Genomic DNA, 12479 nt, shown 5'->3' with positions numbered 1-12479 from the left:
GTTGGCCTCAGAGAACACCTGAGGCCTTAAGTGCGTCTTCCACCTCGGCGTGGAACTTCTCGCTCAGCGGCGTCAGCGGCAGGCGAATGCCCTCACCGATCATCCCCATGCGATGCAGTGCCCATTTAACCGGAATCGGGTTGGCTTCCAGGAACAGCTTGCGGTTCAGCGGCATGAGCAGGTCATTCAAACGACGAGTCTCGGCTTCGTCACCTTTGATCGCCGCCTCACACAACTGTGACATGGCTTTGGGTGCCACGTTAGCGGTGACAGACACGTTGCCTTTGGCGCCGGCCAGCATCAGGTCTGCTGCGGTCGCATCATCACCGGAGTAGACCGCCAGGCGGCCGTCCAGGGCTTCGATCAGCTCGGCGCCGCGGGGAATGTTCCCGGTAGCGTCTTTGATCGCCACGATATTGGGAATATCCGCCAGGCGAAGCACGGTTTCATTCAGCATGTCGCAAGCAGTGCGGCCAGGCACGTTGTAAAGCATCTGACTCATGCCCGGCACGGCCTCGGCAATGGCTTTGAAGTGCTGATAGAGACCTTCCTGGGTTGGCTTGTTGTAGTAAGGCACTACCAACAGGCAGGCGTCCGCCCCCAGTTTGTGGGCTTCGGACGTCAGTTCTATGGCTTCCCGAGTGCTGTTACCACCGGTGCCGGCGATAACAGGAATCCGGCCATCGACCCGTTTTATGATGTGGCCGATAACCCGACAATGCTCCTCGGGGTCCAGCGTTGCGGATTCGCCGGTGGTACCCACAGCAACGATGCCGTGCGTGCCGTTTTCAATATGAAAGTCCACCAGCTTGTCCAGATCCTCCCAGTGAATGTCACCGTTTGGATGCATGGGCGTGACCAGCGCGACAAGGCTACCCGTAATCATAAAAACTCCGTCCGAATAAAAGCGATATGGTAATGTTGGGCTCGAACTGACACAAGGGAATTAAAGGAGATGTCATGTCATCCGTAGCATTGAACCAACCCGTGCCCGATTTTGAAGCCGAGGCGACCGACGATCAGATTATCAGACTGGCCGACCTCCGGGGTAAAAACGTCGTCATCTACTTCTACCCGAAGGACAACACACCCGGATGTACCAACGAAGGCCAGGATTTCCGGGACAGGATGCCTCAGTTCAGCGAGCTTGATACCGAAATCTTTGGTGTATCCAGAGACGGGCTCAAGGCTCACGCCAATTTCCGGAGCAAGCATCAGTTTCCGTTCCACCTGATCTCGGACAAAGACGAGGCCCTGTGCAAGCTGTTTGATGTGATCAAACTGAAAAAACTGTACGGCAAGGAGCACCTGGGTATCGAGCGTAGTACCTTCCTGATCGACAAGGACGGCAACCTGAAACGGGAGTGGCGTGGCGTTAAAGTGAACGGCCACGCCGACGAGGTCCTGGAAGCCGTCAAGGCACTCTGACCTACTCTGATGCCGCCGGTGAGGGCTCGGATTCCTTCACCGGCCAGGCAGCAAACACCGCCTTGAGCATGGTGGCCAGCGGAATCGCAAAGAACACGCCCCACAACCCCCAGATGCCGCCGAAGAACAGAACCGCCACGATAATGGCAACCGGGTGCAGGTTGTTAACCTCCGAGAACAGGATAGGCACCAACACATTGCCATCCAGCGCCTGAATGATGCCATATACCACCATCACCCAGATGAAGTGGGAACTCCAGCCGAACGCAAACAGGGCGATCACCGCGACCGGAATGGTGACCACGGCGGCGCCGATGTAGGGAATCACCACGCTCAAGCCTACCAGCAACGAAAGCAACGCCGCATAGGGCATGCCCAGAAGCTTGAAAGCGGCGTAAGTGACCACGCCAACGATCAGAATTTCAACCGCCTTGCCCCGCACGTAATTGGCGCACTGCAGGTTCACCTCCTGCCAGATACGAACCATCATCGGACGTTGGGGAGGCAGCATCCGGCCGATGGAAGCGACCAGCACACGTCGGTCTTTCATGAAAAAGAACACCAGTATCGGCACCAGTACCATGTAGATCAGCAGTGCCACCAGGTCTGGAATGCTTGATAGAGAGAACGAGACCAGTACCTGGGTCATATGAGCGACCTCTGCCGATACCTGGCGGTATATGGTGTCTACTGCCTCCATGGAAATCAGATGAGGATATTCCTCCGGCAGGAGCTCAAGGTAAGACTGAAGCTCGCGAATGATTCGAGGCGCTTCACCGGCCAGGTTGCTGACCTGCGTCCAGATCAGTGGCAACAGCCCGAAAATAAACCCGACCAGAACACCGAGGAACACCACAAACACGCTGATGATCGCCACCAGTTCGGGCACACCCATCTTGTGCAGCTTGGCAACCAGGCCCTGAAGGATAAACGCGATAATCAACGACGCGATCGCTGGTGCCAGCATGGCGCCGAACAGAATGACAAAAACCGTACCGGTAACCAGAAGCAGAAACAGAATCACTGCTTCTTCATCAGAAAAATACTTGTGGGCTAGACCGCGCAGAATTCTGACCATGAACAACTCCGGAAGATTAACCGCCGCACTTTATCACGAAACGGAATTCGCCGTGATGCTCTGACTGGCTGACCAAAGTATGAGAAGACATTCCAAGCCAGGCCGGGATATCCCGGGCAGAGCCCGAATCCGTTGCAATCACTTCAAGCTCTTGCCCGGCATTCATGGCGTTGAGTTCCAGCTTGGTTTTGAGAAGTGGCATCGGGCAACGCAGCCCGGAGGCATCCAGAATTCGATCAGCCATGTTAAGCGAACACCATTACCATTTATCCAATAATCGAGCAGGCATTATGCCGGGGGTGTTACCCTATTGCATCTCAAGTCTTCGTAATACAGACAAGAACTTTCCGGGCTATGCTGATGTCAAAGTGGCAAATCCCCACGGGTGTGACTGAAATCCATGAATCGAACTGATCGCCAGAATCCTGTCTGCCGTTTCCTGACCACGCTTGCTCTGGCAATCCCCCTGCTGCTCTCCGGCGGGTTCAGCCATGCCCAGGAATCCAGCCTGCCCAGTATAGGCGGCAGCGCTGGCCTCATTTCCGGCCAGCAGGAAGCGGAAATCGGCCAGCAAGTGATGGCGTCTATCCGGCGCTCCGCACCCCAGATACAAGACCCGCTGATATACGACTACCTGCACGCCATTACCTACAAACTGGTGCCGTCTGCCCCGCTGGATAACCGGGAACTGAAGCTGGTTCTGATCGACAGCCCTGCCCTCAACGCTTTTGCCGTGCCAGGCGGCATCGTGGGGGTGAACGGCGGCCTGTTTCTGAACGCTGCAACGGAGCAACAGTTTGCCTCAGTCATGGCCCACGAATTGGCGCACCTGAGCCAGCGCCACTTTGCCCGCCGCATGGAACAACAGGAAACCAGCGCACCGCTGACACTGGCCGGGATGATCGCCGGTATCGTGCTGTCCGCGGTGACCCAATCCGATATTGGCATTGCCGCCATCGCCGGCACCCAGGCCCTGTCAATCCAGAACATGCTGGCCTACAGCCGGGCCCATGAACAGGAGGCCGACCGGGTGGGCATGGAGATTCTGGCCAACGCCGGCCTCGACCCGCGCGGCATGCCGGAAATGTTCGAAATCATGATGAGACAGAACCGGTTACAGGGTAATCAGATGCCCGAGTACCTATCGACCCACCCATTAACCCAGAACCGGGTCGCCGACAGCCGTAACCGGGCGGAGCAGTATCCCGACGAACGCATCCGGGATGGCCAGGAGTATCATCTGGTTCGTAGCCGCCTGCAGGTGCGTTACGCCTCGTCGGCGCAACTGGCAGTCGAGACGTTTGAGGATTACCTGGCAAGGGATGACGCCAAACGCAACGACGCCATTCGCTACGGGCTGGCCGTGGCCTATCAGCGCAACCAGCAATACCAAAAGGCCGAGCGCATACTGCGGGAACTTCTGGACAGCAGCCCGGGCAGAATCACCTTTCAGGTGACCCTGGCCGACGTGATGCTGGACCAGAAACGTTATGAAGACGCACGGACATTGCTGCGGCAGGCGTTATCCAGAAACCCGCGCAACTACCCCATCACCTGGACACTCGCGGAAATCGAGATTGCCGACGGAAATGGGGATACCGCCGCCGGCTTGCTGCGGGACCTGGCCCGGCGCCTGCCGGAACGGGAACAGATCTGGTTACGACTCGCCGAAGCCGAGGGCATGGCCAGGAATATCGTGGGTGTGCACCGCGCACGGGCAGAATACTATGCCCTAATGGGGGACTTGCAATCCGCCCAACGCCAGTTGCGCCAGGCCCAGGAAAAGCTGCCCGCCGGGTCTGCCGAACGGCAGGTAGTCAACGAACGCCTGAACGACATTACTGACAGGCTGCAAGCCCGGCGAGGCTAACGGGGATAGTCAGGCGTTTCCGGCAGCTTTCAGGTTCATGTTAGCGGTGAAATCCAGCATCCGGCGCAGCGGGCGCAATGCGTCTTCACGCAGGGCCGGGTCAACCAGTACTTCCTGATCGCCCCGCTCCAGCACCGCAAGCAGGTTCTCAAGGCCGTTCATGGCCATCCAGGGGCAGTGGGCGCAACTGCGGCAAGTGGCGCCGTTACCCGCCGTGGGAGCTTCGATCAGCGTCTTGTTGGGCGCCAGCTGCTGCATCTTGTAAAAAATACCGTTATCCGTGGCCACGATGAATTCTTCATTGGGCAGCGTCTGGACCGCGTGAATCAGCTGGGAGGTTGAGCCAACCACATCGGCCATCTCCACCACCGCATCCGGTGATTCCGGATGCACCAGCACGGCGGCATCAGGGTACAGTGCCTTGAGATCTTCCAGACCCCGATGCTTGAACTCTTCGTGCACAATGCAGGAACCGTCCCACAATAAGACGTCAGCGCCGGTGGTCTTCTGAACGTAGTGGCCCAGGTGCTTGTCCGGAGCCCACAGGATCTTCTCGCCCTTGGCATCCAGGTGCTCAACAATGGCCTGAGCGCAGCTGGAGGTCACCACCCAGTCCGCCCTCGCCTTTACGGCCGCAGAAGTGTTCGCGTACACCACCACCGTCCGGTCCGAATGCTGATCGCAGAAAGCGGAAAACTCATCCGCTGGGCAGCCAATATCGAGGGAGCAGGTAGCCTCCAGCGTGGGCATCAGCACCCGCTTCTCGGGATTCAGAATCTTGGCGGTTTCGCCCATGAAACGGACACCAGCCACCACCACAGTAGACGCAGGATGCTGGTTACCAAACCGTGCCATTTCCAGGGAATCGGCAACACAGCCGCCGGTTTCCTCAGCAAGACGCTGGATGTCCGGATCTGTGTAGTAATGGGCCACGAGCACAGCATCCTTCTCTTTGAGGGCCGCCTTGATGCGTGCCTCAAGCTCAGCTTTCTCGCTGGCACTCAGAGCCTTTGGCTCCGCTTCGTGTGCCAGATGTTCCTGAACAAGGATACGGTCTTGCGCTCGTGTCATTTCTGGATCTCTGAAGTTACTGTTACCGCGAAAGTATATCACTTCCGGGCGTGTTTTCATGGGGCTGTAACATAGCCTCCCGGGCACCCGGAAAATGATTACGCCCATGTTGACTAGATGGGTTCTTGAAGCCAAAAAAAAAGAGCCCTGGGGGCTCTTTTTTCCACAAAACCCGGCGTCGGGCCTTGTTATTTGGTGGGTCGTGAAGGATTCGAACCTTCGACCAATTGGTTAAAAGCCAACTGCTCTACCAACTGAGCTAACGACCCATAACTGGTTGCCGGCGCTTGCCCGGCGAATGAAGGCACTCAAGACCACCATTCCACAATTTGGTGGGTCGTGAAGGATTCGAACCTTCGACCAATTGGTTAAAAGCCAACTGCTCTACCAACTGAGCTAACGACCCAAACGAGGCGCACATATTACTGATATTTTTTTGCTGATCAACCCCTTTTTACGGGAATTCCCAACTTTTTTCCGGGACAGATCAACAAGCAGACAAGCGGTTCAATCTGTGATCAGAGTCACGCCTTCTCGAGGTATTTCCGGGCCAGATCCGCAGCACCCGTATTTGGATAATTATCCACAACACTCTGCATGCGGCGTTTCGCTTCGTCTTTTTCGCCCATTCGATCAAGTGTTACACCGAGCTTGTAGACCGAGTCTGGCGCTTTTCGATGATCACTGAAACGGGTAGCGACAATGGTGAATGCCTGCTTGGCCTGCTCGAGACGGGGTTCCGCCAGGTACACCTCACCCAGCCAATAGTAGGCATTGACGGTAAGGTCACCTTCCGGATATTCATCGATAAACTCGTACAGCCTACTGATGGCGGTATCAAAGTCTTTCTTGTTCCGGATCAGATCAATGATTTCGTTATAGGTTTTCTGTTCATTCGCACCGGGAGATCGGTAAACCCTGGCCGGCGTTAGCTGGCCACCCTGGCCGGATTCAGCTGCACGGCTTGATTCCCGGGTGTCTTCGGCCTTGCGCTCAACAGCCTTGGACAGGTCCAGTATCCGCTGATCCAGATCCACATAGCGATCCCGGCTTTGCTGCTGCAAGCGGCTGATCTGATGCTTCTGTTCCTCCACCTGCCCCTGCAGCCTGCGCACATCGCTCTGGAGCTGCTGGATCATGTAGAACAGTTCCGCCGTAGCCTGGTTATTACCCGACTTACGCTGAGCCTCAGAGGCATTGTTCTGAAACGCGGGTGCAGACGACTGTGCCAGACTGACTCCCGCCAGGCCAAGGCCCAGCGGGAGCAGCACTGTCGCCATGAGCAATTTTCTCATGGGACCTTCCGATCATTGATTTCGATTACTTGAACACCAGCTCAACGCGACGGTTCTGTGCCCAGGCACTTTCGGACGAACCACGAACAGCCGGCTTCTCTTCACCATAGCTTACGGTTTCGATCTGGCCACGGGAAGCACCATTAACAATCAGGAAGCGCTGAACCGCATTGGCGCGGCGCTCACCCAGGGCAAGGTTGTATTCCTTGGTACCACGCTCATCGGCATGACCTTCAAGACGCACATTCTGGCGTGGATTGTTGGCCAGGAACTGGGCGTGAGCAACCAGCACGTCGCGGGCTTCCTGCTTGATCTCGGAGGTATCGAAATCAAAGTAGAACGTAGTGATGTTACGCAGTGCTTCCTGCTCAGCCTGTTGACGCGCGGCCTGACGCTCTCCTTCGCTCAGACGAGAGGAAGAAACGCCATCACCATCGGTGCCGCCATAAACGGTGGAACCGCCGTCCTGATCAATAGCGGCCACATCAGAGCCATAAGCACCATCTTCCATGGTATCGCCGGTGGAGCTACAACCAGCTACCAGGCCCACGGACAACAACATCGCAAACGCTTTAGTCTGTACTGACAGTTTCATGTGTGCACTTCCTTATCGTGATTGGTTTATTGGACAACAACGTGTTCAGCGAACGATAGGGCCCCAGGCGGGCTCACGGACATCACCGTCTGACGCCGGCAGGCTGTAAGCCGCCCCGCCATTCGCCGAGACGACCGTGAGCACGCTGGTACCGTTTTGCTGTGTGGCATAAATCAACAAACGTCCGTTTGGTGAAACGCTCGGTGATTCATCCGATTCGGTTCGGGTAATGACAGATTCCTCCCCGTTTTTCAGATTCGTGCGGGCAATATGGAACGCCCTTTCCCTTTGATGCACGTAATACACATACTCACCTTTGGCATCCGGTCTTGGCCGGGCGTTGTATCGGCTGCCAAAGGTAATGCGCCTTGGTTCGGCACCCGCTCTTTCCATATGGTAGATCTGGGGGCCGCCTGAACGGTCTGACGTGAAATAAATTCCCCGGCCGGTGTGATCCCAGGCACCCTCGGTGTCGATGGCCCAATGGTTGGTCATCCGGGTCAGGTTGCCGGAGGCAATATCAAGCCGGTAGATCTCTGCGTTACCGTCTTTGGACAGAGTCAGCAGCATGGATTTGCCATCCGGCGACCAGGCGGGTGCCGAGTTCAGACCAGGAAAATCCGCCACCTTCCTACGGTTTCCACTGGCCAGTTCATGGACAAACACCACAGGCTTGCCGGTTTCAAAAGAAACATAGGCCAGCTGCTTGCCGTCCGGAGACCAGGCGGGAGACAGAATGGGCTCGCGGCTTTCAAGGCGGATTCTTGAGCGCTTTCCGTCTACATCGCTTACGTGCAGACGATAGCGGGCGTTATCGCCGTCTCCGGTCACCGTGACATAGGCAAGCTTGGTCGAGAACACCCCCGGATCCCCGGTAATAGCCTCGTACACCCGGTCACTGATGTGATGGGCGAGAGTTCGAACGTTGCTGGCCGGGGCACCGGCTGTTTCACCCAGGATGCGCTCTTCCCGGTTAACATCAAACAGTTCGTATCTGGCTTCAATACGGTCGCCTGAACGGGTGAGTTGCCCCACCAGAACATAGCGCTGCCCCAGCAGGCGCCAGTCCCGGAAATACACCTCCGAGCGCTGTGAAGGCAGGCTCAGCATTCGGGAGGGCTCAAGCGGACGAAACTCGCCGCTCATGGTCAGGTCTGCCTGCACAATACTGCTTACCTTGTCGCCAGCGGGCATGGCACCGCTTTCGGCAAATGGCACCACCGAGATCGGTATGGCGGAATCAGCGCCTTCCGTGATGCGGATCAGCAGCTCTGCCCTCGCCTGACTGGCAAGCAGCATGAGAACAACCAATGCTGCCAGCGCCGTGGTAAAGGGAAATCCCTGACGATATGAGTCATGTGCGTTCAATGTCATAGGCCTCACCGCAACCGTTGCGGATTGAATTCAATAGTAAACTGACGGAAATAACGCTCAAACGTATCCCGATCTGACGGAATCGGGTACCGGCTCAAAGACCGGACTGCACTAAACACAGAGTTATCAAATGCCGTATTCCCGCTACTGCTGACCAGACGGGCGTTCACCAGTTCCCCGGTGGGCAGCAGGGTTATCTGAACCCTGGCCGTCATATCTTCCGTGGCTGACGACGGCGGATACCAGGCCTGGCTCAAACGCTCACGTATAAGCGCCTGGTACTTCTCGCTTTCTGACAGCATTTGCGCTTCACGGGCGCGGGCGGCAGCGGCTTCCTGCTGGCGCCGGGCTTCCGCTTCCCGCTCTCGGCGGGATTCTTCGGCCAGGGCTTCGAGTTGCTGCTCTCTCAATCGGCGCTCGGCTTCCTGGCGTTTGCGTTCTGCTTCCTGCCGGGCAGCCTCCTCCTGACGTTTACGTTCCGCTTCTTCCTGCCGGCGACGCTCTTCCTGGCGACGCTTCTCTTCCTCGGCTTTGCGCTTTGCCTCTTCCTGACGCTTGCGTTCCTCTTCAGCACGCTGGCGCTCACGCTCTTTGGCCTCTGCCTCAGCTTTCTGGCGCGCAGCCTCCTGTTCCCGCGCCTGCTGCTCGGCCCGTTCACGAGCCTGAGCTTCCTGGCGCTTGCGCTCTTCTTCCCGCTGCCGCGCCTGTTCCTGAGCCTGCCGTTCGGCTTCCCGCCGGGCCTGCTCTTCCTGCTGACGACGGCGCTCTGCTTCCTGCTGCTGGCGCTCACGCTCCTGTTGCTGACGACGCTCCTGTTCGCGATCTCGCTGATCCTGCTCATCCACCACCGGGCTCGGCCGGGGTTCCGGGCTGACCAGCCGCGCAGAAATGGTTCTGGGCTCCGGCTCAGATATCGGCGATGTCCAGGACCAGCCCGCCAGCGCAATCCCGACAATCAGCAGGTGTAATGCCACAGACATTACCACTGGCGATTTCAGGGGCGCCGTATCGGTACTGATGGTTTCCCGCTCGTGACCCTTCACAACAATAATGCCACCCTGTTAAGGCCTTTCCTGAGGTGCGTCGGTTATCAGGCCAACCCCGGTTGCGCCCGCCGCCTGAAGCTCAGCCATCAGTCGCACCACTACGCCGTACTCCACGAACTCATCACCACGCACCAGCACCTCACCATTGGTGCGCTGCGACAGGATATTGGCCACCTGTTCACGCACCTCAGCCAGCGTCATCGGGTCGCTGCTGCGGTCACCGATATCCATGTAGTAGGCGCCGTTGGCGTCTACCGAGACGGTAATGGACTCAACGTCTTTATCCTGCTGGATCGGGTCTGACGTGGTTTGGGGTAAATCCACTTTTACCCCCTGGGTTAACATCGGAGCCGTCACCATGAAAATGATCAGCAGTACCAGCATCACGTCGATGTAGGGCACCACATTAATCTCAGACATCGGCTTGCGCTTTTGCTGGGGCATCAAGCCCATACCTTTCATGCCGCTCATGCCGTTCTCCTCCCGTTATCGACGAGTGCCATCAGGCAGCCTGGTCACTATTATGGACACGGCGATGCAGAATGCTGGAAAACTCCTCGGCAAAGGTTTCATAGTTCTTCAGCAGCGCATCCGACATGGCAGAGAACCGGTTGTAGGCTATAACCGCCGGGATCGCTGCAAACAGACCCATGGCGGTTGCGATCAATGCTTCCGAGATACCTGGAGCCACCGTGGCAAGCGTTGCCTGCTGCACCTGCGCCAGGCCCCGGAAGGAATTCATGATGCCCCACACGGTACCGAACAACCCCACATACGGACTGGTTGAGCCCACAGTAGCCAGGAACGGAAGATGGGTTTCCAGGCGCTCCTGCTCACGGGAAAAAGCCACCCGCATGGCACGCTGGGTGCCTTCCATGACGGCGTCTGCATCGCGGCTTTGCTGACGCAGGCGGGAAAACTCCTTGAAGCCGGCCCGGAATACGGATTCCATGCCGGAAAACGGCGTCGGATCTGCATTCACTTCTTTGTAGAGCTGCCCCAGATCCATGCCGGACCAAAACCGTTCTTCAAAGGCCAGCTGCGCCTGCTTCGCTTTCCGGAACACCTGAATGCGTTGAAAAATCAAAGCCCAGGACACCACCGATGCCAACACCAGCAACAGCATGACCAACTGCACCAAAACCCCGGCATTGGCAATCAGATACCAGACTGAAAGTTCCGCTTCCACTGTGCACTCCCAACTATGTTTGTAGGCTTTTCAATAAACTAAATGGATTTCTTCAGAATCTCTTGCATGTTTTCAGGCAACCTCTTGGGCTTGCCGGTATCCAGTGCGATGCAGGCCACCCGCACATCGGCCTCGCACAACAACTGCCGGTCTGCCGCTCGCAGCACCTGCTGCCGAAAGTTCATCCAAACCCGGGATGAGGCCGTGGGCTCTGCAGTAACCAGCAGTTGGTCGTCCAGTTTGGCCGGCACCTTATAGTGCAGGTTCATGCGCTGAACCACGTAACTTATGTTGTCTTCCAGGCCGGCCCTCAAGCCAACACCGTGGCTACGCACCCACTCGGTTCTGGCCCGTTCCATGTAGTGAAGATACTTGGCATGGAAGACGATACCACCAGCGTCTGTATCTTCTATATACACCCGGATAGGTAATTCAAAGCGTTCTTTCGTACCGTTTTCAGTCAAAGAGGTCATCCTCAGCGCCGGTTTTCGGGGCCACCACACCAAAATGGCGGTAGGCGCTGGAGGTTACCATCCGCCCACGGGGCGTTCGTACCATAAAGCCCTGCTGAATCAGGAACGGCTCCAGCACGTCTTCGATGGTCCCCCGCTCCTCACTGATGGCTGCAGCCAGGCTTTCCACACCCACCGGTCCTCCATCGAACTTTTCAATCATCGCCAGCAACAGGCGGCGGTCCATGTGGTCAAAGCCCTGGTCGTCCACTTTCAACATGTTCAGAGCCTGATCGGCAATCTCGGCAGTGATGTGGCCGTCGGAGCGAACCTCGGCAAAATCCCTCACCCGCCGCAGCAGGCGGTTGGCAATGCGTGGCGTGCCCCGGGAACGGCGGGCTATCTCGAACGCCCCCTGTTCATCGATGGTCACCGAAGACAACCGTGCCGACCGGAGAATGATGTGCGTGAGGTCCTGGGTGTTGTAGAACTCCAGACGCTGAACAATGCCAAAGCGGTCCCGCAGTGGAGATGTCAGCAAACCGGCCCTGGTTGTGGCACCCACCAGGGTGAATGGGGGCAAATCCAGCTTGATGGATCGGGCCGCCGGCCCTTCGCCGATCATGATATCCAGCTGATAATCTTCCATCGCCGGATACAATACTTCTTCAACCGCAGCGCTCAGGCGATGAATCTCATCGATAAAGAGCACATCGCCTTCTTCGAGATTGGTCAGCATAGCGGCCAGGTCGCCGGCTTTTTCCAGTACCGGGCCAGAGGTGGTCTTGATCGACACCCCCATCTCGTTGGCAATAATGTTTGCCAAGGTGGTTTTACCAAGTCCCGGCGGGCCGAAGATCAGCACGTGGTCCAGCGCTTCCTGGCGGCCCCGGGCAGCAGAGATGAAAATTTCCATCTGCTCACGAACCGTCGGCTGACCCACATACTCAGACAGCAACGTCGGGCGAATGGCCCGATCATGCACTTCCTCGTATTCACCGGCCTTTGCCGAGATCAGTCGGTCAGATTCAATCATGGCATTATCCGCTTGCTGGGAATAAACAACGTGCCCACAGGTTTG

Annotated in this window: 14 protein-coding genes and 2 tRNA genes; 2 read left to right on the top strand and 14 right to left on the bottom strand. The window is 57.2% G+C overall.

Annotated features, from left to right (window positions below; all coding sequences use genetic code 11):
- Positions 1–7: 7 nt before the first annotated feature.
- Positions 8–886 (bottom strand): 4-hydroxy-tetrahydrodipicolinate synthase, encoded by an 879-nt coding sequence (gene dapA / locus FIV08_RS08475; protein ID WP_138436384.1) that lies wholly within the window; start codon positions 884–886, stop codon positions 8–10.
- 74 nt (positions 887–960) lie between these two features.
- On the opposite strand from dapA, the gene FIV08_RS08470 reads away from it, so the two are divergent.
- A complete protein-coding gene (locus tag FIV08_RS08470) occupies positions 961–1428 on the top strand; it encodes a peroxiredoxin (RefSeq protein ID WP_152437992.1) in 468 nt (155 codons plus the stop codon).
- 1 nt (position 1429) lies between these two features.
- Here the strand turns inward: FIV08_RS08470 and FIV08_RS08465 are convergent, their stop codons facing one another.
- Together FIV08_RS08465 and FIV08_RS08460 are read right to left on the bottom strand one after the other, a co-directional pair.
- Positions 1430–2506 (bottom strand): AI-2E family transporter, encoded by a 1077-nt coding sequence (locus FIV08_RS08465; RefSeq protein WP_152437991.1) that lies wholly within the window; start codon positions 2504–2506, stop codon positions 1430–1432.
- A gap of 16 nt (positions 2507–2522) precedes the next feature.
- Positions 2523–2750, bottom strand: coding sequence for a sulfurtransferase TusA family protein (locus FIV08_RS08460; RefSeq protein ID WP_058089598.1), 228 nt, complete (start codon positions 2748–2750; stop codon positions 2523–2525).
- A gap of 156 nt (positions 2751–2906) precedes the next feature.
- Here FIV08_RS08460 and FIV08_RS08455 point away from each other — a divergent pair, with 156 nt between their 5' ends.
- Entirely contained in the window at positions 2907–4376 is a 1470-nt protein-coding gene (locus tag FIV08_RS08455) for a M48 family metalloprotease (RefSeq protein ID WP_152437990.1), read from the top strand.
- A gap of 9 nt (positions 4377–4385) precedes the next feature.
- On the opposite strand, the gene nadA is transcribed toward FIV08_RS08455, so the two are convergent.
- The 11 genes from nadA to ruvB form a co-directional block, all read right to left on the bottom strand.
- Positions 4386–5447 (bottom strand): quinolinate synthase NadA, encoded by a 1062-nt coding sequence (gene nadA, locus FIV08_RS08450; RefSeq protein WP_152437989.1) that lies wholly within the window; start codon positions 5445–5447, stop codon positions 4386–4388.
- Between the two features lie 193 nt (positions 5448–5640).
- A tRNA-Lys gene (locus FIV08_RS08445) sits at positions 5641–5716 on the bottom strand.
- A gap of 61 nt (positions 5717–5777) precedes the next feature.
- Positions 5778–5853, bottom strand: a tRNA-Lys gene (locus FIV08_RS08440).
- Between the two features lie 118 nt (positions 5854–5971).
- Positions 5972–6742 (bottom strand): tol-pal system protein YbgF, encoded by a 771-nt coding sequence (ybgF, locus tag FIV08_RS08435; protein WP_152437988.1) that lies wholly within the window; start codon positions 6740–6742, stop codon positions 5972–5974.
- Between the two features lie 25 nt (positions 6743–6767).
- Positions 6768–7337 (bottom strand): peptidoglycan-associated lipoprotein Pal, encoded by a 570-nt coding sequence (pal, locus tag FIV08_RS08430; protein ID WP_152437987.1) that lies wholly within the window; start codon positions 7335–7337, stop codon positions 6768–6770.
- 45 nt (positions 7338–7382) lie between these two features.
- On the bottom strand, positions 7383–8711 hold the full coding sequence (tolB, locus tag FIV08_RS08425; protein WP_152437986.1) for a Tol-Pal system beta propeller repeat protein TolB: 1329 nt from the start codon (positions 8709–8711) through the stop codon (positions 7383–7385).
- Positions 8712–8716: 5 nt separating this feature from the next.
- Positions 8717–9697, bottom strand: coding sequence for a cell envelope integrity protein TolA (gene tolA / locus FIV08_RS08420; RefSeq protein ID WP_152439623.1), 981 nt, complete (start codon positions 9695–9697; stop codon positions 8717–8719).
- Between the two features lie 75 nt (positions 9698–9772).
- Positions 9773–10219 (bottom strand): protein TolR, encoded by a 447-nt coding sequence (tolR, locus tag FIV08_RS08415; protein ID WP_058089873.1) that lies wholly within the window; start codon positions 10217–10219, stop codon positions 9773–9775.
- 40 nt (positions 10220–10259) lie between these two features.
- Complete coding sequence (tolQ, locus tag FIV08_RS08410) at positions 10260–10946, bottom strand: protein TolQ (RefSeq protein WP_058089593.1); 687 nt, start codon at positions 10944–10946, stop codon at positions 10260–10262.
- A 38-nt stretch (positions 10947–10984) separates the two neighbouring features.
- Positions 10985–11419: a tol-pal system-associated acyl-CoA thioesterase gene (ybgC, locus tag FIV08_RS08405; protein WP_072677484.1), complete on the bottom strand. Its 435-nt coding sequence runs from the start codon at positions 11417–11419 to the stop codon at positions 10985–10987.
- Complete coding sequence (gene ruvB / locus FIV08_RS08400) at positions 11403–12434, bottom strand: Holliday junction branch migration DNA helicase RuvB (RefSeq protein ID WP_152437985.1); 1032 nt, start codon at positions 12432–12434, stop codon at positions 11403–11405. The genes ybgC and ruvB overlap by 17 nt, the downstream gene beginning before the upstream one ends.
- Between the last annotated feature and the right edge of the window lie 45 nt (positions 12435–12479).

The sequence above is a fragment of the Marinobacter sp. THAF197a genome (assembly GCF_009363275.1).
GTDB lineage: Bacteria > Pseudomonadota > Gammaproteobacteria > Pseudomonadales > Oleiphilaceae > Marinobacter.
The sequence above is the reverse complement of the archived record's forward strand: the minus strand, read 5'-3'. Positions and strand labels throughout refer to the sequence as shown.